Source organism: Streptomyces sp. NPDC046887 (genome assembly GCF_040644755.1).
Lineage (GTDB): Bacteria > Actinomycetota > Actinomycetes > Streptomycetales > Streptomycetaceae > Streptomyces > Streptomyces lichenis.
Genome location: NZ_JBEYXH010000011.1, coordinates 113,172 through 135,328, shown reverse-complemented (window position 1 = coordinate 135,328; position 22,157 = coordinate 113,172). Strand labels below are relative to the sequence as shown.

General features: G+C 72.6%; 20 protein-coding genes. 6 read left to right on the top strand and 14 right to left on the bottom strand.

Annotation, left to right across the window (positions count from 1 at the left end; all coding sequences use genetic code 11):
* Nucleotides 1-13: 13 nt before the first annotated feature.
* Complete coding sequence (locus ABZ945_RS13870) at nucleotides 14-277, top strand: hypothetical protein (RefSeq protein ID WP_361267986.1); 264 nt, start codon at nucleotides 14-16, stop codon at nucleotides 275-277.
* Between the two features lie 75 nt (nucleotides 278-352).
* Here ABZ945_RS13870 and ABZ945_RS13865 read toward each other — a convergent pair whose 3' ends face one another.
* The 4 genes from ABZ945_RS13865 to ABZ945_RS13850 form a co-directional block, all read right to left on the bottom strand.
* Nucleotides 353-1,408, bottom strand: coding sequence for a dipeptidase (locus ABZ945_RS13865; RefSeq protein ID WP_361267984.1), 1,056 nt, complete (start codon nucleotides 1,406-1,408; stop codon nucleotides 353-355).
* Between the two features lie 180 nt (nucleotides 1,409-1,588).
* A complete protein-coding gene (locus ABZ945_RS13860) occupies nucleotides 1,589-2,812 on the bottom strand; it encodes a dipeptidase (RefSeq protein ID WP_361268152.1) in 1,224 nt (407 codons plus the stop codon).
* 5 nt (nucleotides 2,813-2,817) lie between these two features.
* Nucleotides 2,818-3,315: a 5-(carboxyamino)imidazole ribonucleotide mutase gene (purE, locus tag ABZ945_RS13855; RefSeq protein WP_361268149.1), complete on the bottom strand. Its 498-nt coding sequence runs from the start codon at nucleotides 3,313-3,315 to the stop codon at nucleotides 2,818-2,820.
* A 19-nt stretch (nucleotides 3,316-3,334) separates the two neighbouring features.
* A complete protein-coding gene (locus tag ABZ945_RS13850) occupies nucleotides 3,335-4,537 on the bottom strand; it encodes a 5-(carboxyamino)imidazole ribonucleotide synthase (RefSeq protein ID WP_361267981.1) in 1,203 nt (400 codons plus the stop codon).
* A gap of 189 nt (nucleotides 4,538-4,726) precedes the next feature.
* On the opposite strand from ABZ945_RS13850, the gene ABZ945_RS13845 reads away from it, so the two are divergent.
* The gene (locus ABZ945_RS13845) at nucleotides 4,727-5,302 is read left to right on the top strand and encodes a GtrA family protein (RefSeq protein ID WP_361267978.1); all 576 of its coding nucleotides are present in this window, start codon (nucleotides 4,727-4,729) and stop codon (nucleotides 5,300-5,302) included.
* A 25-nt stretch (nucleotides 5,303-5,327) separates the two neighbouring features.
* Here ABZ945_RS13845 and ABZ945_RS13840 read toward each other — a convergent pair whose 3' ends face one another.
* Together ABZ945_RS13840 and ABZ945_RS13835 are read right to left on the bottom strand one after the other, a co-directional pair.
* A complete protein-coding gene (locus ABZ945_RS13840) occupies nucleotides 5,328-6,626 on the bottom strand; it encodes an ATP-binding protein (protein WP_361267975.1) in 1,299 nt (432 codons plus the stop codon).
* Between the two features lie 42 nt (nucleotides 6,627-6,668).
* Nucleotides 6,669-7,346 (bottom strand): response regulator transcription factor, encoded by a 678-nt coding sequence (locus ABZ945_RS13835; RefSeq protein ID WP_361267972.1) that lies wholly within the window; start codon nucleotides 7,344-7,346, stop codon nucleotides 6,669-6,671.
* 529 nt (nucleotides 7,347-7,875) lie between these two features.
* On the opposite strand from ABZ945_RS13835, the gene ABZ945_RS13830 reads away from it, so the two are divergent.
* On the top strand, nucleotides 7,876-9,378 hold the full coding sequence (locus ABZ945_RS13830; protein WP_361267970.1) for a peptide MFS transporter: 1,503 nt from the start codon (nucleotides 7,876-7,878) through the stop codon (nucleotides 9,376-9,378).
* A gap of 98 nt (nucleotides 9,379-9,476) precedes the next feature.
* Here the strand turns inward: ABZ945_RS13830 and ABZ945_RS13825 are convergent, their stop codons facing one another.
* From ABZ945_RS13825 to ABZ945_RS13815, 3 genes are all read right to left on the bottom strand, one after another.
* On the bottom strand, nucleotides 9,477-9,875 hold the full coding sequence (locus tag ABZ945_RS13825) for a hypothetical protein (protein ID WP_361267968.1): 399 nt from the start codon (nucleotides 9,873-9,875) through the stop codon (nucleotides 9,477-9,479).
* Between the two features lie 559 nt (nucleotides 9,876-10,434).
* Nucleotides 10,435-10,989, bottom strand: a complete 555-nt coding sequence (locus ABZ945_RS13820; protein WP_361267966.1) for an ATP-binding protein — start codon at nucleotides 10,987-10,989, stop codon at nucleotides 10,435-10,437.
* Between the two features lie 172 nt (nucleotides 10,990-11,161).
* Complete coding sequence (locus tag ABZ945_RS13815) at nucleotides 11,162-11,530, bottom strand: STAS domain-containing protein (RefSeq protein WP_248636555.1); 369 nt, start codon at nucleotides 11,528-11,530, stop codon at nucleotides 11,162-11,164.
* 229 nt (nucleotides 11,531-11,759) lie between these two features.
* On the opposite strand from ABZ945_RS13815, the gene ABZ945_RS13810 reads away from it, so the two are divergent.
* The gene (locus ABZ945_RS13810) at nucleotides 11,760-12,701 is read left to right on the top strand and encodes an RNA polymerase sigma factor SigF (protein ID WP_361267964.1); all 942 of its coding nucleotides are present in this window, start codon (nucleotides 11,760-11,762) and stop codon (nucleotides 12,699-12,701) included.
* Nucleotides 12,702-12,801: 100 nt separating this feature from the next.
* Here ABZ945_RS13810 and hutI read toward each other — a convergent pair whose 3' ends face one another.
* The 4 genes from hutI to hutU are packed head-to-tail and all read right to left on the bottom strand — an operon-like array spanning nucleotide 12,802 to nucleotide 18,354.
* Nucleotides 12,802-14,052 carry an imidazolonepropionase gene (hutI, locus tag ABZ945_RS13805; protein WP_361267962.1) on the bottom strand — a complete coding sequence of 417 codons (1,251 nt, stop codon included), beginning with the start codon at nucleotides 14,050-14,052 and terminating at the stop codon, nucleotides 12,802-12,804.
* Between the two features lie 38 nt (nucleotides 14,053-14,090).
* Entirely contained in the window at nucleotides 14,091-15,428 is a 1,338-nt protein-coding gene (locus ABZ945_RS13800; RefSeq protein WP_361268148.1) for a formimidoylglutamate deiminase, read from the bottom strand.
* Nucleotides 15,419-16,669 carry an allantoate amidohydrolase gene (locus tag ABZ945_RS13795; RefSeq protein ID WP_361267960.1) on the bottom strand — a complete coding sequence of 417 codons (1,251 nt, stop codon included), beginning with the start codon at nucleotides 16,667-16,669 and terminating at the stop codon, nucleotides 15,419-15,421. The genes ABZ945_RS13800 and ABZ945_RS13795 overlap by 10 nt, the downstream gene beginning before the upstream one ends.
* Complete coding sequence (gene hutU / locus ABZ945_RS13790) at nucleotides 16,666-18,354, bottom strand: urocanate hydratase (protein ID WP_361267958.1); 1,689 nt, start codon at nucleotides 18,352-18,354, stop codon at nucleotides 16,666-16,668. Before hutU ends, ABZ945_RS13795 begins: the two co-directional genes overlap by 4 nt.
* A 158-nt stretch (nucleotides 18,355-18,512) precedes the next feature.
* Here hutU and ABZ945_RS13785 point away from each other — a divergent pair, with 158 nt between their 5' ends.
* On the top strand, nucleotides 18,513-19,844 hold the full coding sequence (locus ABZ945_RS13785; protein ID WP_361267956.1) for a diaminopimelate decarboxylase: 1,332 nt from the start codon (nucleotides 18,513-18,515) through the stop codon (nucleotides 19,842-19,844).
* Nucleotides 19,845-19,952: 108 nt separating this feature from the next.
* Here the strand turns inward: ABZ945_RS13785 and ABZ945_RS13780 are convergent, their stop codons facing one another.
* Entirely contained in the window at nucleotides 19,953-20,120 is a 168-nt protein-coding gene (locus tag ABZ945_RS13780; protein ID WP_361267954.1) for a hypothetical protein, read from the bottom strand.
* Nucleotides 20,121-20,618: 498 nt separating this feature from the next.
* On the opposite strand from ABZ945_RS13780, the gene ABZ945_RS13775 reads away from it, so the two are divergent.
* On the top strand, nucleotides 20,619-21,995 hold the full coding sequence (locus tag ABZ945_RS13775) for an APC family permease (RefSeq protein WP_361267952.1): 1,377 nt from the start codon (nucleotides 20,619-20,621) through the stop codon (nucleotides 21,993-21,995).
* The last annotated feature ends 162 nt before the right edge of the window (nucleotides 21,996-22,157 follow it).

Here is a 22,157-nt window from a genome sequence, read left to right as displayed (position 1 = left end):
GAGGCTGAGAGACATGCCCTCGACACTCCACCAGGAGTACGACATCCGCGTCCTCGCCGTACGCCCCTGGGGGCTGGACGTGGTGCTCCCGAACGGCACCGCGGGTCTGATTGACAACGCCAAGGACCCCAACTGGCCGGACGGTGACCAGGAGGCGGCCGTGGGCACGGTGGTCCGCGCCGTCGTCCTGGACGACGAGCGCGACCCGGTCCGGATGAGCGCCCTGGACAGTGACCGGGCCATCGCCCGTGCGCTGAGGGAGGCCGCCGGCGGGTAGAGGACCCGGCAAGGTCCGAGGGCCGCACCTCCCGGAGGGATCCGGGGGGTGCGGCCCTCTGCGTACGCCGGTGGGTTACGGCGCCTTGGCCTCCCGTACCACCCTCGCCGCGTTCCCCCAGGTCAGTGCCGTGATATCGGCTTCCGACCAGTCGCGGTGCAGCAGCTCCGCGATGAGGTTGGGGTAGCAGGAGGCGTCCTCCAGGCCGATGGTGTGCGGGGCGTCGACGGCGGTGCCGTAGGAGCCGGCCAGGCCGACGGACTCGGGGCCGGCCAGCGCGCGGACGTGCTCGACATGGTCGGCGACGTCCCAGAGGGAGGCCGGCTGGTCGTCGTGGCACACCTGGTCGGGGGCGAAACTGACCATGCAGACGCCCCGGTTGGCGCGCAGCCGGCGCAGGATGTCGTCGGAGACGTTGGCGGGGTGGTCGGTGAGGATCCGCGCGGCGGAGCGGGAGAGGATCACCGGGGCGCTGGTGACGGCCAGGACGCGGTCCATGGTCTCCTCGGCGGCGCCGGAGAGGTCGACCAGCACGCCGAGGCGGTTCATCTCGCGGATGACGGACTCGCCGAACGGCGTCAGCCCGGTGGCCGTCCAGTGGGCCCCGGCCACGGTGGCACTGCGGACGCCGAGGGCGTGGTACGCGCGCAGGGTGCCCAGCGAGTCGGCGAGCGCGGCCCCGGCGACCGGGCCGAGGAGCGAGGCGATCCGGCCGCTGTCGCGGGCCTCGGCCATCTCGTCGGCGCCGGTGACCAGACGCAGCGCCTCCGGACAGGAGGCGATCAGGGTGGTGACGGCGTCGATCCGGTCCAGGGTGGCGCTGACCGCGCTGTCACCGGTGGCGTCCGGGCCGGTGTGCAGGGACCAGAACTGGGCGCCGACCCCGCCGGCCTGGATGCGCGGGATGTCGGTGTCCAGCAGGACGGACCCGTACATCAGGTCCTGCCAGTGGGTGTGGTCCAGCTGCTGGCCCAGGGTGTTGTGGCCGTCCACCACCAGCTGCGCGGCCAGCAGCACGCGGGCGCGCTCCAGGTCGAACGCGGCGGGGGTGGGTGCCTGGGCGGGAGGCGGGTCGTCGGGCTCTCCGAAGGCGGCGGAATCCGCGTACGGGAGGTGCTGAAGGTCTGCCATGGCTCCGCTCCGGGACACGAGACGGTGCGGGCGGGCCGTCCGGGCGAGCGGGGGGGCAGCGCGCTCCGGACGACACGCCCTGCCCACCACGGTGGCATGGAGCGGATGCGACGGCGCGGCGGTGTCCGCCGAATGGGGGACACCGCCGCGTACGGCCGGGGGCGGAGGGCCTGGGAGCGGTCAGCCGTCCAGGGCGGCGAGGGTGGCGGTGGACGGGGGGCGGGTCGCGGCGCGGGCGACGGACTCGGCGTCGCGGAGTACGCGGACCGCGTTCTGCCAGGTGAGCATGGCGATATCGGTATGCGACCAGCGGCGGTCGAGCAGTTCGGCGATGAGGTTCGGGTAGCCGGCCACATCCGCCAGGTCGGACGGGGTGAACGCGGTGCCGTCAAAGTCGCCGCCGATGCCGATATGCGCGATGCCGGCCGCCTCGCGCATATGGTCCAGATGGTCCGCGACGGTGGCCGCGGTGGCGGTGGGGCGGGGGTTGGCCGCCTCGAAGGCCGCGTGCACGGCCATCGCCCTGGCGCTGGTGTCCAGGTGGTGCAGACCGTGGGCGCGCATGTTCTCGTCGGCGCGCTGGGTCCACTCCACGGCCGCCGGGAGGACGAACTTGGGCACGAAGGTGGCCATGGCGACGCCGCCGTTGGAGGGCAGCCGCTCCAGCACGTCGTCGGGGATGTTGCGGGGGTGGTCGCAGACCGCCCGGGCCGAGGAGTGCGAGAAGATCACCGGCGCCTCGGAGGTGTCCAGGGCGTCCCGCATGGTGGTGGCCGCCACATGGGAGAGGTCCACCAGCATCCCGAGCCGGTTCATCTCCCGTACCACCTCGCGGCCGAAGGCGGAGAGCCCGCCCACGCCCGGCTCGTCGGTCGCCGAGTCGGCCCACGGGATGTTGTCGTTGTGGGTGAGCGTCATATAGCGGACGCCCAGGGTGTGCAGGGCGCGGAGGGTGGCGAGGGAGTTGTTGATGGAGTGGCCGCCCTCGGCCCCCTTGAGGGAGGCGATCCGCCCGGCCGCGCGGGCGGCCTCCATGTCGTCGGCGGTGAGCGCCGGGGCCAGCTCGGCCGGGTGGCGGGCCAGCAGCCGGTCCACGCAGTCGATCTGCTCCAGGGTGGCGCTGACCGCGTCGTCCCCGGCCATGTCGCTGCGGACGTAGACGGACCAGAACTGGGCGCCGACCCCACCGGAGCGCAGCCGCGGCAGATCGGTGTGCAGCCGGCCGGTCTGGTCGGCGGCCACGTCCAGCCGGTCGAGGTCGTAGCCGGCGTGCTCACGCAGCGCCCAGGGCAGGTCGTTGTGGCCGTCGACCACCGGGAAGTCGGCGAGGAGGGCACGGGCCTCGGCGAGTGATCCCCGCGCCTCGGCCGACGGCTCGGGCGAGGCGCCCGGCGACTCGGACACGGGGCTCACCGGGCGAAGCCGAACGACGTGGAGCCCTCGACCTTCGCCCGCAGCCGCTTGCCCTTCTCCGTGGCCTGCTCGTTCAGCTCGCGCTGGAAGTCCTCCATACGGGAGCGCAGCTCGGGGTCGGCGGTGGCGAGGATACGGGCGGCCAGCAGCCCCGCGTTGCGGGCGCCGCCGACCGAGACGGTGGCCACCGGCACCCCGGCCGGCATCTGCACGATGGAGAGCAGCGAGTCCATGCCGTCCAGGTACTTCAGCGGTACGGGGACGCCGATGACCGGGAGCGGGGTGACCGAGGCGAGCATCCCGGGCAGGTGCGCGGCCCCGCCGGCGCCCGCCACGATCGCCTTCAGCCCGCGACCGGCCGCCTGCTCCCCGTAGGAGACCATCTCGCGCGGCATCCGGTGCGCGGAGACCACGTCCACCTCGTACGGGACCTCGAACTCGTCCAGCGCCTGCGCGGCGGCCTCCATCACGGGCCAGTCGGAGTCCGAGCCCATCACGATGCCGACCAGTGGGTTACTCAACGATCGTTCCTCGCAGATAGCCGGCGGCATGGCGGGCGCGCTCCAGCACCTCGCCGAGATCGTCGCCGTAGGTGTTGACATGGCCCACCTTGCGGCCGGGCTTCACGTCCTTGCCGTACATGTGGATCGTCAGCCGGGGGTCGCGGGCCATGCAGTGCAGATAACCCTGGTACATGTCCGGGTAGTCGCCGCCGAGGACGTTGACCATGACCGTCCAGGGGGCGCGCGGGCGCGGGTCGCCGAGCGGCAGGTCCAGCACGGCCCGCACATGGTTGGCGAACTGCGAGGTGACCGCGCCGTCCTGGGTCCAGTGGCCCGAGTTGTGCGGGCGCATGGCCAGCTCGTTGACGAGGATCCGGCCGTCCCGGGTCTCGAACAGCTCGACCGCCAGGTGCCCGGTCACGCCCAGCTCGCGGGCGATCCGCAGGGCCAGCTCCTGGGCGGCGCCGGACAGCTCCTCGGAGAGCTCGGGGGCGGGCGCGATCACCGTGTCGCAGACGCCGTCCACCTGCCGGGACTCCACCACCGGGTACGCCACGGCCTGGCCGTGCGGGGAGCGGACGACGTTCGCCGCCAGCTCGCGGGTGAAGTCGACCATCTCCTCGGCGAGCACCGGGACGCCCGCCAGGAACGGGTCGCGGGCCTCCGCCTCGGAGCGGACGAACCACACGCCCTTGCCGTCGTACCCGCCGCGCACCGTCTTCAGGATGACCGGGAAGCCATCCCCCTCGCCGCCGCCCTCGGCCGCGAAGGCGGCCACATCGGCGGGGTCGGTCACGATGCGGTGGCGCGGGCAGGGCACGCCGATCTCGGTGAGCTTGGCCCGCATCACGCCCTTGTCCTGGGCGTGCACCAGGGCGTCGGGCCCCGGGCGGACGGGGATGCCGTCCGCTTCCAGGGCCCGCAGGTGCTCGGTGGGCACATGCTCGTGGTCGAAGGTGATCACATCGCAGCCGCGGGCGAACTCACGGAGCGTGTCCAGGTCGCGGTAGTCGCCGACGACGACATCGCCGACGACCTGGGCCGCGGAATCCTGCGGAGTGTCACTGAGGATCTTGAATCTGATGCCGAGGGGGATGCCCGCCTCGTGGGTCATACGGGCGAGCTGGCCGCCGCCGACCATGCCGACTACCGGGAACGTCACCCTTCCAGGGTATCCGGCCGCTCGGACAGGCCCCGGCCCGGCCGGGTCCACGGGCCGTTCCTGGGCCGGTCCCGCTCCCCCCGGGCGCCCCGTTCGGCCGATGGTTAGCATGGCCCGTGCGCAGTACGCGCGGCGCGTACGGGTGCGCGTGCGGGCCGGGGGGCCGCCCGACCGACCAGGTGGACCAGCTGGACCAGATGGACCACGGACCACACCGGACGACAGGACCGAGAGATCACCATGAGTGAACGGGGCGCCCTCCGGGTGCGGCTGGACCGGCTCGTCCGCGAGATCGCGAAGTTCGGTCTCGTCGGCGGGGTCGGGCTGCTGGTGAACATGGCGGTCTTCAACCTGGTCCGCCACACCACCGAGCTGCCGGTGGTCCGCGCCAGCATCCTCGCCACGGTCATCGCCATCGTCTGCAACTACGTGGGCTTCCGCTACTTCGCGTACCGGGACCGCGACAAGTCCGGCCGCACTCGAGAACTCACCCTCTTCCTTCTCTTCAGCCTGGCCGGGCTGGTGATCGAGAACGGGGTGCTGTACGCGGCGACGTACGGCTTCGGTTGGGACACCCCGCTGCAGTCCAACGTCTTCAAGTTCTCCGGCATCGCGGTGGCCACGCTCTTCCGCTTCTGGTCCTACCGGACCTGGGTCTTCCGCGCGCTGCCCCCGGACCCGGACGACGAGGCCGTGCAGACCGCGGAGGCGATCCTGGAGCGGGCCGAGGCCATGGAGAGCGAGCCGAGCCGGGAGCGGGACCGGGACCGGGACCGGGATCGGCAGGAGACGGCCGCCGCGCCCCGGCGCCGGTAGCCGTCCCGTTCTTCCGGGGTGGTGCTCAGCGGACCGTCGGCGGAGGCTCCTCGCGGGGCTCGGCCGGCGCCCGGTCCTGGCCGCCGACCTCGCGGCTGAGGAAGAGCGCGAACACCGCCGGCTTCGGCTGGAGCAGCTCCAGCCGCCCGCCGTCGGCCTCGGCGAGGTCCCGGGCGACGGCGAGCCCGATGCCGGTGGAGTTGCGGCCGCTGATCGCCCGCTCGAAGATCCGCGCGCCGAGGTCGGGCGGCACGCCCTGGCCCTCGTCGGCGACCTCCACCACCACCTGGTTGCCGGTGACCCGGGTGCGCAGGGCCACGGTGCCGCCGCCGTGCATCAGCGAGTTCTCGATCAGCGCGGCCAGCACCTGGGCGACCGCCCCGGGGGTGCCGACCGCCCGGATGCCGCTCTTGCCGGAGGAGACCACGGCCCGGCCGGCGCTGCGGTAGGCGGGCCGCCACTCCTCGGTCTGCTGCTTGACGACCTCGTCCAGGTCGAAGGCGACCGCCGAGCCGGTGCGGGGGTCGCGGGAGTTGGTCAGCAGCCGCTCCACCACGTCGGTCAGCCGCTCCACCTGGGTGAGCGCGGCGTGCGCCTCCTCCCGGACGGTGTCCAGGTCGCCGGTGTCGGAGATCTCCTCCAGCCGCATGGAGAGCGCGGTCAGCGGGGTGCGCAGCTGGTGGGAGGCGTCCGCGGCGAGCCGGCGCTCGGCGGTGAGCATCCGGGCGATCCGCTCGGCGGAGGCGTCCAGTACGTCCGCGACCCGGTCCAGCTCGGGCACCCCGTACCGCTTGTGGCGGGGGCGCGGGTCGCCGGAGCCGAGGCGTTCGGCGGTCTCGGCGAGGTCGGTGAGCGGGGAGCCGAGCCGGTTGGCCTGGCGTACCGCGAGCAGGATGGCCGCCACCACGGCGAGCAGCGCGACCGCGCCGATGATCAGCAGCGAGCGGCCCACCTCGCGGGTGATGGAGGAGCGGGACTCCTCGACGGTGACGGTGACCTGGCGGTCGCCGCGCCCGCCGTGCGCCTCGCCCCGGATGACGCTGCCGCCCGGGCGGGAGCCGATCTCGATGGAGGGGCGGCCGGTGATCTCGATCGAGGCGTACCGGCGGGCGCCGCTCTGCCGGGCGATGATGTCCGGATTGACCGGCTCGCCGCCGATCAGCCGGCTGTCCACGATGCTGACCAGCCGGACCGCCTCGGTGTCCACGCTCTCCTGGGCGCTGGCGCTGATGGTGCGGGTCTCCACGAGGACGAGGGAGAGGCCGAAGACCGCGATGACGACGAGGACGACGGCGAGGGTGGAGGTGATGAGTCGGCGGCGCACGGCCCCTGCCTTGCTTGTTGCTGATCCTTGGCCCGGGGAGGGTCAGTTCTTCTCGAAGCGGAAGCCGACGCCGCGCACGGTGGCGATGTAGCGGGGGTTGGCGGCGTCGTCGCCGAGCTTCTTGCGCAGCCAGGAGATGTGCATGTCCAGGGTCTTGGTGGAGGACCACCAGGTGGTGTCCCACACCTCGCGCATCAGCTGGTCGCGGGTGACGACCCGGCCGGCGTCCCGGACCAGGACCCGCAGCAGGTCGAACTCCTTGGCGGTGAGCTGGAGTTCCTCCTCGCCCATCCAGGCCCGGTGCGACTCCACGTCGATCCGCACCCCGTGCGGGGCGGGCGCGGGAGCCGGTTCGCCGGCGCCGCGCCGCAGCAAGGCCCGGACCCGGGCGAGCAGTTCGGCGAGGCGGAACGGCTTGGTGACGTAGTCGTCGGCGCCGGCGTCCAGCCCGACCACGGTGTCCACCTCGTCGGCGCGGGCGGTGAGCACCAGGATCGGCACGGTCAGCCCGTCGGAGCGGAGCCGGCGGGCGACCTCCAGGCCATCCATGCCGGGCAGCCCGAGGTCGAGCACGACCAGGTCCACACCGCCCTGGAGGCCGGTCTCCAGCGCGCTCGGCCCGCTCTCGCGCACCTCGACCTCGTATCCCTCCCGCCGCAGGGCGCGGGCCAGCGGTTCCGAGATGGATGCGTCGTCCTCGGCGAGCAGTACACGGGTCATGGGGTGATGGTAGTCGGCGCGGCGGGACGGCCGCCCCGGCATCGGCGCATGATCATCACGCCTCTTTCCCACTCCGTGAGCACCCTGTGAACATGGGCGGCCATTCTGCGTAACACCTTCGAATGATCGACTATGGTTCCCCTCAAACCTGTGATCCATCTCTCAAGTCCTTCCATATGGCGCACTGTCGTGTCGTATGGTGTCGAGACGATCGATGTACCACTCAGGGACCTTTGGCCGGATTGAGCCGCCAACGGCCCCTATCCACCCCGGGCGGGCCGTGCCAGCCTGTGGGTGAAACGACCTACCGGCCGGGCTCCGGGTGCGCGACAGCACCCGGGGTGTGGATCCCGGTGCGGCCGCGCTCCTCTCCCGCCTCCGCCTCCGCGCGGGGGCGCGCCCCTGCCCGGGTGGTCCCGGACGCGGGAGGTGTCGGGACGGGGCACGGCCGCTCCGGTGCCGGCCACCCCCCACCGGGCGCGCACCGGCTCACGAAGCGCGGACGCGTCCCGAGCGAACAAGGATCGACATGGCGTCCAGCCTGACGAAGGGCTCGGCCGGTACCGCCGGCGAGAAGACCTTCTTCGGCCACCCCCGGGGTATGGCCACGCTGTTCATGACGGAGATGTGGGAGCGCTTCTCCTGGTACGGGATGCGCGCCATCCTCACCCTCTACCTGACGGCGGCCGTGCTCGACGGTCCGCTGGAGGAGCGGGAGGCTCTGGCCGCCTCCATCTACGGCGTGTACAACGCGGTCGTCTACATGGCCGCGATGCCGGGCGGCTGGGTGGCCGACCGGCTGTGGGGCGCCCGCAAGTCGGTGCTCGTCGGCGGCATCGTGATCGCCCTGGGCCACTTCACACTGGCCCTGCCGAGCGATGCCACCTTCTTCGTGGGGCTGCTGCTGATCGCAGTCGGCACCGGTCTGCTCAAGCCCAACATCTCCGCCATGGTCGGCGGTCTGTACGAGGGCCAGCCCAGCGCCCGCCGAGACGCCGGCTTCACCCTCTTCTACATGGCCATCAACATCGGCGGCATGGTCGCCCCGCTGGTCGTGGGCTACCTGGGCGAGAGCGTCAACTGGCACCTCGGCTTCGGCGTCGCCGGTGTCGGCATGACCTTCGCCGTCATCCAGTACGTGCTCGGCGCACGCCACCTGGGCGATGTGGGCAAGGAGCCGGCCAAGCCGGCCTCGCCCGAGGAGAAGCGCTCGATGCTGCGCAAGGTGGCGCTCTGGACCGGGCTGGCGGTCGTCGCACTGCTGGCGGACGTCGTGCTCGGCACGTACCACATCGACCACATCGTGAACCTGCTCGCCGTGCTCGGCATCGTGGTGCCGATCCTCTACTTCGTGACGATGTTCCGGAGCCCGGAGCTGGCGAGCGAGGACCGGCCGAAGATCAAGGCTTTCGCGTGGTTCTTCTCCACCGCCGTGCTGTTCTGGCTGATCTACGACCAGTCCGGTTCGCTGCTGACGCTCTTCGCGGACCAGAAGACCGACCGGATGATCCTCGGCTGGGAGTTCCCGGCCTCCTGGTACCAGTCGGTGAACCCGGCCATGGTGATCGTCCTGGCGCCGATCTTCGCCGCACTCTGGGTCATGCTCGCCAAGCGCAATCGCGAGCCCAGCACTCCGATGAAGTTCGCTCTGGCGATGCTGCTGATCGGCGGCTCGTTCGCCCTCATGGGCCTGGCCGGCGCCGCGGCCGCCAACAGCTCGACCGGCAAGGTCACGGTCTTCTGGCTGCTCGGTGTCTACCTGGTGCAGACCATCGGTGAGATGTGCCTGTCCCCGGTGGGCCTGTCGGTCTCCACCAAGCTGGCACCGAAGCTGTTCGTCGGCCAGATCATGGGCCTGTGGTTCCTCGCCACCGCGACGGGCAACGCCCTCAACGGCTGGGTGACCAAGTTGAACGCCCCCCTGGGCGACGCCGTCTACTACACGATGCTGGCGATCATCGCCGCGGCGGCCGGAGTCGCCTTCATGGTGGCCGGCAAGAAGATCCGCGCCCTGATGGGTGACGTGAAGTAGCCGCCGCGCACACCGTCGGACGAACGAACGGGCCGGTACGAGGACTGCTCCTCGTACCGGCCCGTCCGCCGTACGCGGCCGTTCGGCTCGCGGCCGCGCTACTTCTTGGTCTGCTGCCAGTAGCCGGCCAGGCTGGACCGGATCGGGCACTTGATCTTGGACTTCTGCCCCGGCGTCTTCCACGGCCCGTTGAGGGTCACCGGGATGTCATGGGTGCTGGCGCCCGTACCGCGGATCATGGAGCACTTGATCACCGCCCGGTGCTTGCTGACCCGCTTGAGCTGCGGCATCGGCGGCCCGCCGACCGGCGCGCAGTTGGAGGTCGCCTCCGCCGTGCCGAGGCCGACGAGCTCGGCTGAGGCCCAGCAGGAGACCTGGTACGAGGAGGAGGAGGCGGACGCCGAGGCCGGCAGGGACACGGCGAGCCCGACTCCGAGGGCGGTGGCCGAGGCCACCAGGGACAGGCTCTTCTTTGTGCGCGTGGGCAGCATATGCATGCGGTGGTTCCTCCCGAGAGTACGGGGGACACGCACCGCATCGATCACCTTGGGCGCTCGTGCGGAGTGATGCGCGGCCCATGCCGCAGCGAGCCCCCGTAGACGTGCTGATGTGCTTTACCGCTGGTCAGGCGGTGTGCGGACAATCATAGACAGCGCGGTGCGCCCCGCTCACGCCCGGTTGGGCGGAACGTCGGTGGCCGGGGGTCCGAAGGGCTGCGGGCTCACGGAAAGCGGCGGGTCTCCCAGGACGCGCGGGCCACGCAGGAGCCACAGGCCTACCCGCGGGCGTACGGAATTGCTGCGGCGTACGGGGTCGGTGTGCCGTGCAGGAGGGGTGCCGTACGAGGCGGGGGCGCCGCACGACTGGCTGCGGCGTGCGGGAGCGGGCGCCGGGCGCCGAACGGCGGTGCGGCCGGCCGACCACGGGCGCGACCGGTCGGGGGCGCGCGCCGGAGGCGCCGGGGCGTACGAAGGGGGAGCGCCGCGGGTTACGCCGGGGCGCCCAAGGGGGAGCGGCGCGGGCTGCGCCGGGGCGCGCGAAGGGGTGTCGCGCGGGTTAGGCCGGGGCGGCGAGCTCGGCCCAGACGGTCTTGCCGGCGGCGCCGGGGTCGCGGGCGACGCCCCAGTCCAGGCAGAGCCGCTGGACGATGAACATGCCGTGTCCGCCGGGGCGGCCGGCGCGGTGCGGGGTGCGGGGCTCGGGCTGGCCGGAGCCGCGGTCCTCGACCTCCAGGCGGAGCACCTTGGCGTCCAGCGACACCCGCAGCTCCTCGGGGCCCTCGGCGTGCAGACACGCGTTGGTGACCAGCTCGGAGACGACCAGCAGCACGTCCTCGGCGGCGGCCCGGCGGTCGGCGCTCTCGGCGGGCAGCCAGCCCCAGTCGTAGAGCGCCTGACGGGTGAAGTCACGGGCCAGCGGCACGATGCCACTGGCACTGCCCAGGGAAAGCCGCCGGAGCCGCCGTTCTCCCGCCGGCGACCCGGCCTCCGCGGCGCCTGCCATCTCGGACGTCCCCTCCGGCGCCGTGGGAGCGGCGGAGGCAGCGGGAAGGGCGGAGCCCTCCGGCCCGGGGCCGATCCCGCTCGGCGGATGCTGCTGGGTGGTGCCCATCAGCGCTTCACCTCACCGATTCACCAAGTCGGGCCATTACTTCGTCTACATCGTGTACTTCGTCACAGACAGTACGGATCCTCCGCGTATCCTCCGCAGGGGTTCCCGTTGGGGTCTTCTGCCCGGACGCGTCCGGACGACACCCCTTTTCGACCGCGGCGGACCGCCAGGGTCAGCCGTCGAGCGCGGCGGCCAGCGAGTCGTGCACGGTGAAGACCGCGTCCGCTCCGGTGATCTCGAACACCCGGGCCACCACGGGCTGCATCCCCGCGAGGTGGACCCCGCCACCGGCCGCCTCGGCCTTCAGCCGGGCCGCGAGCAGCACGTTCAGCCCGGTGGAGTCGCAGAACGCCAGCTGCGAGCAGTCGATCACCAGGCGGGTGCGCCCCCGCTCCACGGCGGCGTCCAGAGGCTCACGCAGCAGTTCTGCGGTGTGGTGGTCGAGCTCACCCGCCGGGGTCACCACCTCGCTGCGGCCCTCCGTGCGGACCCCGACCTTGAGCCGGCCCTGATTTGCGCTGCCGACCGTCCCGCGGTCCATGCCCGTCCCTCTTCGCCGATGCCGATGGGTCGGTAGAACATTACGCCCTACCAACCCCCCGCCGGTAGTCAGGGGGTTAGCCACATAGCACGCATACTGGACATTTCACACTTGCGACGATCCACCCGGAACCGGTAGGGCTAGTAAGGACACAACCAACACGGCCGGCTTCGGAGGCGCCGCTCACCGCAGTACGTCTTTAGGCATCGGCGGCCTTATGCCGAGAACCATGGAGGAGACCATGTCACCCCGGCTCGACGAAACGCGTACCCCGAACGCGCCGTCGGCAACATCCCCCCACCATCCGATCGACTCCGACCCGGTCGTGCCCGAGCAGGCCGAGGCTTACGAGGACGGCGCGGACCACGCCTCGGATCTCCCCGAGATCCCGCCGTACGACCAGGTCGACCCCCTGGACGCGAGGGCGCTCTCCAAGACCCTCTTCGCGCGGCTGGACGCGCTGGAGGAGGGCACGTACGAGCACGCGTACGTACGCAACACCCTGGTCGAGCTGAACCTCGCGCTCGTCAAGTTCGCCGCCTCCCGCTTCCGCTCCCGCAGCGAGCCGATGGAGGACATCGTCCAGGTCGGCACCATCGGCCTCATCAAGGCCATCGACCGCTTCGAGCTGAGCCGGGGAGTCGAGTTCCCGACTTTCGCGATGCCGACCATCGTCGGGGAGATCAAGCGGTTCTTCCGTGACACCTCCTGGTCGGTGCGGGTGCCGCGGCGGCTCCAGGAGCTCCGGCTCGACCTGGCCAAGGCCGGGGACGAGCTGGCCCAGCAGCTGGACCGCTCGCCGACCGTGGCGGAGCTGGCCGAGCGGCTCGGGCTGACCCGGGACGAGGTCGTCGAGGGCATGGCCGCCAGCAACGCGTACACCGCGAGCTCGCTGGACGCGCAGCCCGACGAGGACGACTCCGAGGGCGCGCTGGCGGACCGCCTCGGCTACGAGGACCACGGTCTGGAGGGCATCGAGTACATCGAGTCCCTCAAGCCGCTGATCGCCGCGCTGCCGGCCCGGGACCGCATGATCCTCTCGCTGCGCTTCACCACCGGGCTGACCCAGTCCGAGATCGGCGAGGAGCTGAACATCTCCCAGATGCACGTCTCCCGGCTGCTCTCGCGCACCCTGGGCAAGCTCCGTAAGGGCCTGACCCTGGAGGAGTAGTCCTTCAGAGGTGTGACAGACGTCTCCGCCGATCGGCCCGCCCCCCGTGTACGTGTACGGGAGGCGGGCCGATCGGCGGTTGTGCGTACGCCCGGGAGGGCTAGCGCACCCGCTCGCCACGCTGCCAGACGGCGCTGACCAGGGGGACGCCGGGGCGGTAGGCCAGGTGGACGGGGGAGGGGGCGTCCAGCAGGGCGAGGTCGGCGCGGGCGCCGGGGGCGAGGTGGCCGACGTCGGTGCGGCGCAGCGCGCGGGCGCCGCCGGCGGTGGCGGACCAGAGGGCCTCGTCGGGGGTCATGCCCATGTCGCGCACGGCGAGCGCGACGCAGAAGGGCATGGCGGAGGTGAAGGAGGAGCCCGGGTTGCAGTCGGTGGACAGCGCGACGGTGACGCCGGCGTCCACCAGGCGGCGGGCGTCCGGCCACTCGGCGCGGGTGGAGAACTCGGCGCCGGGCAGCAGGGTGGCCACCGTCCGCGAGTGGGCGAGAGCGTCCACGTCGGCGTCGGTGAGATGGGTGCAGTGGTCGGCGGAGGCCGCGTCCAGTTCGACGGCGAGCTGCACCCCGGGCCCGTAGGAGAGCTGGTTGGCGTGCACCCGGGGGTGCAGGCCGCGGGCCCGGCCGGCGGTGAGGATGGCGCGGGCCTGGTCGCCGTCGAAGGCGCCCCGCTCGCAGAAGACGTCGATCCAGCGGGCGTACGGGGCGCAGGCGTCCAGCATCGGGCCGGTGACCAGCTCGACATAGCCGGCCGGGTCGTCGGCGTAGTCGGGCGAGACGACATGGGCGCCGAGGAAGGTGGTCTCGTCGGTATGGCGGGCGGCGATCCGCAGGGCGCGGGCCTCGTCCTCGACGGTCAGCCCGTAGCCGGACTTGGTCTCGAAGACGGTGGTGCCCTGGTGCAGGGCCTCGCGCAGATAGCGGACGACGTTGGCCTCCAGGGCCTCGTCGGTGGCGGCGCGGGTGGCGGCGACGGTGGTGCGGATGCCGCCTGCGGCGTAGGGCTGCCCGGACATCCGGGCGGAGAACTCCGCGGTGCGGTCCCCGGCGAAGACCAGATGCGAATGGGAGTCCACAAAGCCGGGGATGACGGCCCGTCCGGCGACGTCGACCCGGTTGTCAGTGGCGGGTGCTTTGCTTGATTCACCGACCCAGGCGATGCGGTCGCCGTCGATGACGACGGCCGCGTCCTGGATCAGGCCGAGGGGGGAGAAGTCACCCAGGGAGGGGTCGTTGGTGACCAGGTTGGCGATGTTGGTGATCACGGTGGCGCTGGCCGCGACGGCGCTGTTCGCCGTGGCGGGGGCGGAGGTCGCCGGGGCGCTGTTCGTGGTCTCGGGGCCGGTGCTGCTCATGGTGCGGAAGGTCTCCTCGGGCCTCGGTGCGGGGGGTGTCAGTGCAGGGCGGCGATGGCGTCCGACAGGGCCCGGGCCGCGTCCGGCACCTGCTGGTGCACCCCGTCCCGTACGACCTGGCGGCCGGCCACGACGGTATGGCGCACATCCGCCGCGGACCCGGCGAATACCGCCGTCTCCGCTGCCAGCCGCGGTGGCGGTCCCGCTGTCCTGACGGTGTCCAGGGCGATCACGGCGAAGTCCGCCAGCGCCCCGGGCTCCAGCCGGCCTGCCTCGGGCCAGCCGAGCGCGGCGTGGCCGTCGGTGGTGGCGGCGCGCAGCAGCGCGGCGGCGGTCCAGTGGCCGCGGGTGCGGGTGCGCAGCCGTTCGTCCAGCTCCATCGCCCGGGCCTCCTCCAGGATGTCAATCACGGCGTGGCTGTCGCTGCCCAGGGAGAGCGGGGAGCCCGCCCGCTGGAGGGCGGTGGCGGGGCCGATGCCGTCGGCGAGGTCGCGTTCGGTGGTGGGGCACATACAGGTGCCGGTGGACGAGGAGCCGATGAGCCGGATGTCCTCGTCGGTGAGGTGGGTGTTGTGGACGCCGGTGGTGCGCGGGCCGAGCACCCCGTGGTCGGCGAGCAGCCGGGTGGGGGTGCGGCCGTGGGCGGCCTGGCAGGCCTCGTTCTCGCCGGTCTGCTCGGAGAGGTGGACATGCAGCGGGGCCTGCCGCCGGGCGGCCCACTCGGCGACGGTGGCGAGCTGCTCGGCGGGCACGGCCCGCACCGAGTGGATCGCCGCGCCGATCCGGACGCCTTCACGGTCCTTCAGCCCCTCGGCGCGCTCGGCCCAGGCGTCGGCGGTGCCGTCGGAGAAGCGGAGCTGGTGGGTGGTGGGGCGTTCGCCGAAGCCGGCCGAGAGATAGGCGGTGTCGAGCAGGGTGATCCGGATCCCGGCCTCGCCGGCGGCGGCGATCAGTGCCTCGCCCATGGCGTTGGGGTCGGCGTAGGGGCGGCCGCCGGGCGCGTGGTGGAGATAGTGGAACTCCCCCACGCTCGTGATCCCCGCCAGCGCCATCTCGGTGTAGACGGCGCGGGCCAGGGTGAAGTAGGTGTCCGGGGTGAGCTGGGCGGCGACCTGGTACATCACCTCGCGCCAGGTCCAGAAGGTGCCGCTGCCGACCTGGACGGTGGAGCGCAGCGCCCGGTGGAAGGCGTGGCTGTGGGCGTTGGCCAGGCCCGGGATGGCCAGCCCGCGCAGCACCACGGCGCCGGGCGGCGGGGTGGGGGTGCCGGTGCGGACGGCGGTGATCCGCCCGCCGCTCACATCGAGGGCGACGCCCGGTTCGACCACGGGGTCGAGCCAGGCGTGCTCCGCCCAGTAGGTGGTGGTCACCGGCAGGCCAGTCCTTCCAGTACGTCGGCCAGCGCGCGCACCCCGGCCTGGCAGTCGTCCTCGCCGGCGTGCTCGGCCGGGGAGTGCGAGACCCCGGTGGGGTTGCGCACGAACAGCATGGCAGTGGGCACGGAGGCGGACAGGATGCCCGCGTCGTGTCCGGCGCCGGTGCCGAGGACGGGCAGCTCCCCGCCGAGGAGCTTCGCCAGCTCGTCGCGGAGCGCATGGCCGAACTCCACCACCGGGGTGAAGGACTCGCGGACCACGGTGAGGTCCACGCCCTGGCGGTCGGCGGCCTCCCGGGCGGCGGCCTCCACGGCGGCGACCACGGTGTCCAGAGCGGACTGGTCGGCGGCGCGGGAGTCCAGCCAGCCGCGCACCAGGGAGGGGATGGCGTTGACGCCGCCCGGTTCCACGGCGACCTTGCCGAAGGTGGCGACGGCACCGGCGAGTTCGGCCTCCCGCCGGGCGGCCAGCACGGTCTCGGCGTACGGCAGCATCGGGTCGCGCCGGTCGACCAGCCGGGTGGTGCCCGCGTGGTTGCCCTCACCGGCGAAGTCGTACCGCCAGCGGCCGTGCGGCCAGATGGCGGAGGCCAGGCCCACCGGGTGGCCGGTGAGGTCCAGGGCGCGCCCCTGCTCGACATGGAGCTCCACGAACGCGCCGATACGGGCGAGCCGTTCGGGGTCGGGGCCGATGGCGTCCGGGTCGTATCCGGCGTTCTCCATGGCCTGGGGCAGGCTCACCCCGTCGCCGTCGCGCAGCTTGTGCGCGGCCTCGCGGGTGAGCTGCCCGGCGGCCAGCCGGGAGCCGACGCAGGCCAGCCCGAAGCGGGCGCCCTCCTCGTCACCGAAGTTGGTGATGGCCAGCGGCCGGCTGAACCGCACCCCCCGGTGCCGGAGTTCGTCCAGCGCGGCGAAGGAGGACACCACACCCAGCGGACCGTCGAAGGCGCCGCCGTCCGGGACGGAATCCAGATGGGAGCCGGTGACCACGGCGTCCGAACCGAGGGGGTCGCCGAGCCAGGCCCACTGGTTGCCGTTGCGGTCGGTCTCGTAGGTCAGCCCGCGCGCCTCGGCCTGCTCCTGGAACCAGGTCCGGCAGTCGGCGTCGGCCCCGGTCCAGGCGTAGCGGCGGTAGCCGCCGGTGCCCGGGTGGCGGCCGATGGGGGCCAGCTCGGCCCACATCCGGGAGAAGCTGTCGGCGCCGCTCACCCGCGGGCGCCCACCGTCCGGTCCGCCGCTCATGAGGCCGCGCCCTGCTGCCCGGCTTCGGCGTCGCTCTCCCGCATCGGGACGCGGACGCCGCGCTCGGCGGCCACGTCCTCGGCGATGTCGTATCCGGCGTCCACGTGCCGGATGACGCCCATCCCGGGGTCGTTGGTGAGCACCCGGCGGATCTTCTCCCCGGCCAGCGGGGTGCCGTCGGCGACGGTGACCTGACCGGCGTGGATGGAGCGGCCCATGCCGACGCCGCCGCCGTGGTGCAGGGAGACCCAGGAGGCACCGGAGGCGACGTTGACCATGGCGTTGAGCAGCGGCCAGTCGGCGATGGCGTCGGAGCCGTCGAGCATGGCCTCGGTCTCCCGGTACGGGGAGGCGACGGAGCCGCAGTCGAGGTGGTCCCGGCCGATGGCCAGCGGGGCCTGGAGCTCACCGGAGGCGACCATGTCGTTGAACCGCTCACCGGCCCGGTCGCGCTCGCCGTAACCGAGCCAGCAGATCCGGGCGGGCAGGCCCTGGAAGTGGACCCGCTCACCGGCCAGGGTGATCCAGCGGCGCAGCGACTCGTTCTCCGGGAAGAGGTCGAGCATCGCCTTGTCGGTGGCGGCGATGTCCTTGGGGTCGCCGGAGAGCGCGGCCCAGCGGAAGGGGCCCTTGCCCTCGCAGAACAGCGGCCGGATGTAGGCGGGGACGAAGCCGGGGAAGTCGAAGGCCCGCTCGTACCCGGCGAGCTTGGCCTCGCCCCGGATGGAGTTGCCGTAGTCGAAGACCTCGGCCCCGGCGTCCTGGAAGCCGACCATGGCCTCCACATGGCGGGCCATCGACTCCCGGGCCCGCTGGGTGAAGTCGGCCGGCTTGTCGGCGGCGTAGGAGGCCATGTCGTCGAAGTCGACGCCGAGCGGGAGGTAGGCGAGCGGGTCGTGGGCGGAGGTCTGGTCGGTGACGATGTCGATGGGCGCGCCCATGGCGAGCAGCTGCGGAACCAGCTCGGCGGCGTTGCCGAGGACGCCGATGGAGAGCGGGCGGCGGGCGTCGCGGGCCTCGGTGGCCAGGGTGAGGGCGTGCTCCAGCGAGTCGGCCTTCACATCGAGGTAGCGGTGCTGGATCCGGCGCTCGATGGCGCGCGGGTCGCAGTCGATACAGAGGGCGACGCCGTCGTTCATGGTGACGGCCAGCGGCTGGGCGCCGCCCATGCCGCCGAGCCCGGCGGTCAGCGTGATGGTCCCGGCGAGCGTTCCCCCGAACTTCTTCGCGGCCACGGCGGCGAAGGTCTCATAGGTGCCCTGGAGGATGCCCTGGGTGCCGATGTAGATCCAGGACCCGGCGGTCATCTGCCCGTACATGGTCAGACCGAGCTGCTCCAGGCGGCGGAACTCCTCCCAGTTCGCCCAGTCGCCGACCAGGTTGGAGTTGGCGATCAGCACCCGCGGCGCCCACTCATGGGTCTGCATCACGCCGACCGGGCGGCCGGACTGGACCAGCATGGTCTCGTCCTGCTTGAGGGTGCGCAGGGTGCGGACCATGGCGTCGAAGGAGCGCCAGTCCCGGGCCGCCTTGCCGGTGCCGCCGTAGACCACCAGCTTGTCGGGGTGCTCGGCGACCTCCGGGTCCAGGTTGTTCTGGAGCATCCGCAGCGCGGCCTCCTGCTGCCAGCCGAGGGTGGTCAGTTCCGTACCGCGCGGGGCCCGGACGGGGCGGGGTCCTGACATGGGATGCCTCCTCGGCGACAGACGCTATGCAGAGCTGGTTATTCACATACTGACCCGATGAATACTTCCAGTCAACGGGGCGGTGCCGCTCGGCAGCCCAGGGCCGTTGGCCGTTCGCCCGTTCGCCTCTTCGCCCGTTCGAATGATTGGCTGGGGCCATGGCTTCCGACCGCCGCGACCGAGCCGTACGAGCCGCCGTCGACCACCAGCTGCTGTCCCAGGACCATCCCGTCGCCGCCCTTCTCGACACCGAGGGCGTCCGCGCCTCCGCCGCCGAGCTGCGCGCCGCCTTCGCCGCCGTCACCGACGCCCCGGTGCTGCACGCCTTCGCCGTCAAGGCCGGGCCGCTGGTGCCGGTACTGCGGCTGCTCTCCCAGGAGGGGCTGGGCGCGGAGGTGGCCAGCCCCGGGGAGCTGGCCCTGGCCCGCGCCGCCGGGGTGCCGCCCGAGCGGATCGTGCTGGACTCCCCCGCCAAGACCCCCGCCGAGCTGACCGAGGCGCTGGCCCTCGGGGTCGCCGTCAACGCCGACAACCCGCAGGAGCTCTCCCGCCTCGACACCCTGCTTCACCGGACGCGGACCACCTCCCCCCTCGGCCTCCGCGTCAACCCGCAGATCGGCGGCGGCACCATCGACGCGCTGTCCACCGCAACCCCCACCTCCAAGTTCGGCATCGCGCTGCGCGACCGGGGCGCCCGCGACGAGGTCGTCCGCGCCTTCCTGGAGCGCCCCTGGCTGACCCGGCTGCACACCCACACCGGCTCCCAGGGCATCCCGCTCTCCCTGCTCGCCACCGGGATCCGGGAGGCGTACGAGCTGGCCGAGGAGATCAACGAGGCCACCCTCCGCGCACACGGGCGCCGCCAGGTGGACACCCTCGACATCGGCGGCGGGCTGCCGGTGAACTTCGCCTCCGACGAGCACACCCCCACCTTCGCCGAGTACGCCCGGCTGCTGGCCGCCGAGGTGCCCGGGCTGTTCGACGGGCGGTACGGGCTGGTCACCGAGTTCGGGCGGTCGCTGCTGGCCAAGCACGGCACCCTGCTCGCGCGCGTCGAGTACACCAAGACCTCCGGCGCGCGTCCCATCGCGGTCACCCACGCCGGCGTCCAGGTCGCCACCCGTACCGTCTACGACCCGGACTCCTGGCCGCTGCGGATCGCCGCGTACGACGCCAAGGGCCGCCCCAAGGACGGCCCCCTCACCGACCAGGACGTGGCCGGTCCCGCCTGCTTCGCCGGCGACCTGCTCGCCGTCGAACGCCCCCTCCCCCTGCTCGAACCCGGTGATGTGATCGCCGCCCTGGACACCGGCGCGTACTACTTCACCGCCCACTACGCCTACAACTCACTCCCCCGCCCCGGCGTCTACGGCCACACCGAGTCCCCCGACGGCACCGTCCACTTCACCACCGCCCGCCCACCCCAACAGCTCCCCGACCTCGTCACCGAGGCGGGGGGCAACCACCGGGACGCCTTGCTGGGGCCGTGACGGGGGCCCGCCGGGGCCAGGGCGGGGGCACCTCCTCGGGAGCCGAGCGGCCGGGCGTACGCAGGGCCGGGCCCCTGATGTACGGGGGGCAGGCCGCCGCCCCGTACGTCAGGCGCCGTCGCCGAACACCCGGCGGTAGGCCTCCTCCTGCGGCACACCCGCGTCCTCGCCCCGGGCCTGGCGGGCCCGGTACGCGGCCAGCGCCCGCGCCTCCTGAAGGTCGAGCTCGTCGAGCCGGTCGCGGGCCTCGGTGATCGAGTGGGTTTCCTCCGTCATGCGCGTGAGTGTAGGGAGCGCCGCACCCACCGGAGCCCGGGCGGCCGAGCCCGCCGGGCCGCCGCCCCGCAACGCCGGGCGCGCCGCCGCGCAGGCTGTCCCCGTATGGGCGCACCACCACCTGCCGGTCGAGCCTCGTGCGGGCGCACCGCGGCGCCGCCTTCTGCCGCACCGCCGCCCCGTCGGCCGAGCCCCGCCCGAGGGCACCCACCAGGCGGGCGTACCGCCGTACCCGGCCCCGCCCGGCCCACACGGGGCCGCCCAGCGGTCGCCGCCGGGCGGCCCCAGACGACCCGCCCTTTGCACGGGGCACCCACCGGGGCAGCACTACCCGCCGTAGCCGCCGGGGCCCCGCCCCGCCACCCGGGGCGAACCCCCACCGCCCCCGGGCCCCGCCCGGCCCACCCACGGTTCCCCCGGGCCCCCGTTCGCCGCACCCCCGGCGGTAATCGCCGGCCCCGGGGGAATCAGCCGCACCCCGCCGGGCAGTAAGCATCCATGTCCACTACCGCAGAGCCCGTCGACGGCGGCGAGCCGGCCCTCAAGAGAGCCATCGGGCCGAAGCTGCTGATCCTCTTCGTCATCGGTGACATCCTCGGCACCGGCATCTACGCCACCACCGGAAGCGTCGCGGGCAAGGTCGGCGGCGCCCTCTGGCTGCCGTTCGCGATCGGCTTCGCGGTCGCGCTGCTGACGGCGGCCTCGTATGTCGAGCTGGTCGGCAAGTACCCGAAGGCCGCCGGGGCCGCCCTGTACACCCAGAAGGCGTTCAAGGTCCCCTTCCTGACCTTCATCATCGCGTTCATGGTGATGTGCTCCGGGCTGTCCTCGGCGAGCGCCGCCGCCCGCGCGTTCAGCGGGGACTACCTGGGCGAGTTCACCGACGCGGTGCCGCCGACGCTGATCGCGATCCTCTTCATCCTGGCGCTCGCCGCACTGAACCTGCGCGGCGTCTCGGAGTCGGTGAAGACCAATGTGGTGCTCACCCTGGTCGAGCTGACCGGACTGACGATCATCCTGGTCATCGGCGCCTACGCGGTGTTCTCCGGCGAGGGCGAGCCCTCCCGGCTCGGCGAGTTCCACGCCACCGGCACCGGATACGCCCTGCTCACCAGCGTGCTGGGCGCCACCGCGCTCGGCTTCTTCGCCTTCGTCGGCTTCGAGGACTCGGTCAACATGGCCGAGGAGACTCAGGACCCGGCCCGTACCTTCCCCCGCGCCATCTTCATCGGCGTCGGCGTCACCGGCACCATCTACGTCCTGGTGGCCCTGATCTCCTCCCTCCTGGTGGACTACCGCGTCCTGGAGGGCTCCAGCGGGCCGCTGCTGGAAGTGGTGAAGGCCGGCGGGCTGGACTTCCCGCCCAAACTCTTCGCGCTGATCGCCCTGTTCGCCGTCACCAACTCCGCGCTGATCAACATCATGATGGCCTCCCGGCTCTGCTACGGCATGGCCAACGAGCGGATCCTGCCGCGCGCCATGGGCAAGGTGCTCCCCCGCCGCCGCACCCCCGTCGTCGGCATCGTCTTCGTCTCGCTGCTGGCGATCGGACTGGTGTCCACCGGGGAGATCGAAGGCCTCGGCGACACCACCTCGTTCCTGCTGCTCTGCGTCTTCGCGGTGGTCAACGTCGCCGTGCTGGTGCTGCGGAAGGACCGGGTGGACCACCACCACTTCCGTACGCCCACGATCCTGCCGGTGCTCGGCGCCATCAGCGCGCTGGTGCTGGCCAGCCCGCTGGCCGACCGCTCCTCCGACGTCTACATCCGCGCCGCCGTGCTGGTGGCGCTCGGCGTGGTGCTCTGGGCGGTGAACAAGCTGGTGCTCCGGGTACGGGGCGAGGACACGCCCACCTCGCCCGAGCCGCGCCAGTAGCGACCCGCACAGCCGGGCCTCGGGTGGCGCGAAAGCGCCGCTCGATGTCTGGCAACCGTCGACCGTACATCGGTCCGGGCACGTTCCCGTGGAATTTGCCAGAACTCCCTTCCCGCGAGCGGGACTTTGCGTAACCTCCTCGTCACTGCTGCTTCTTGCGTC

Bases quoted from the DNA above. Each gene is read 5' to 3' on its own strand.
- ABZ945_RS13825 (WP_361267968.1), bottom strand. From the start codon at position 9,875: ATGCATATGCTGCCCACGCGCACAAAGAAGAGCCTGTCCCTGGTGGCC.
- ABZ945_RS13815 (WP_248636555.1), bottom strand. From the start codon at position 11,530: ATGGACCGCGGGACGGTCGGCAGCGCAAATCAGGGCCGGCTCAAGGTC.
- ABZ945_RS13810 (WP_361267964.1), top strand. From the start codon at position 11,760: ATGGAGGAGACCATGTCACCCCGGCTCGACGAAACGCGTACCCCGAAC.
- ABZ945_RS13865 (WP_361267984.1), bottom strand. From the start codon at position 1,408: ATGGCAGACCTTCAGCACCTCCCGTACGCGGATTCCGCCGCCTTCGGA.
- purE (WP_361268149.1), bottom strand. From the start codon at position 3,315: ATGGGCTCGGACTCCGACTGGCCCGTGATGGAGGCCGCCGCGCAGGCG.
- ABZ945_RS13870 (WP_361267986.1), top strand. From the start codon at position 14: ATGCCCTCGACACTCCACCAGGAGTACGACATCCGCGTCCTCGCCGTA.
- ABZ945_RS13780 (WP_361267954.1), bottom strand. From the start codon at position 20,120: ATGACGGAGGAAACCCACTCGATCACCGAGGCCCGCGACCGGCTCGAC.
- ABZ945_RS13845 (WP_361267978.1), top strand. From the start codon at position 4,727: ATGAGTGAACGGGGCGCCCTCCGGGTGCGGCTGGACCGGCTCGTCCGC.
- ABZ945_RS13795 (WP_361267960.1), bottom strand. From the start codon at position 16,669: ATGAGCGGCGGACCGGACGGTGGGCGCCCGCGGGTGAGCGGCGCCGAC.
- ABZ945_RS13820 (WP_361267966.1), bottom strand. From the start codon at position 10,989: ATGGGCACCACCCAGCAGCATCCGCCGAGCGGGATCGGCCCCGGGCCG.
- hutU (WP_361267958.1), bottom strand. From the start codon at position 18,354: ATGTCAGGACCCCGCCCCGTCCGGGCCCCGCGCGGTACGGAACTGACC.
- ABZ945_RS13835 (WP_361267972.1), bottom strand. From the start codon at position 7,346: ATGACCCGTGTACTGCTCGCCGAGGACGACGCATCCATCTCGGAACCG.
- hutI (WP_361267962.1), bottom strand. From the start codon at position 14,052: ATGAGCAGCACCGGCCCCGAGACCACGAACAGCGCCCCGGCGACCTCC.
- ABZ945_RS13785 (WP_361267956.1), top strand. From the start codon at position 18,513: ATGGCTTCCGACCGCCGCGACCGAGCCGTACGAGCCGCCGTCGACCAC.
- ABZ945_RS13775 (WP_361267952.1), top strand. From the start codon at position 20,619: ATGTCCACTACCGCAGAGCCCGTCGACGGCGGCGAGCCGGCCCTCAAG.
- ABZ945_RS13830 (WP_361267970.1), top strand. From the start codon at position 7,876: ATGGCGTCCAGCCTGACGAAGGGCTCGGCCGGTACCGCCGGCGAGAAG.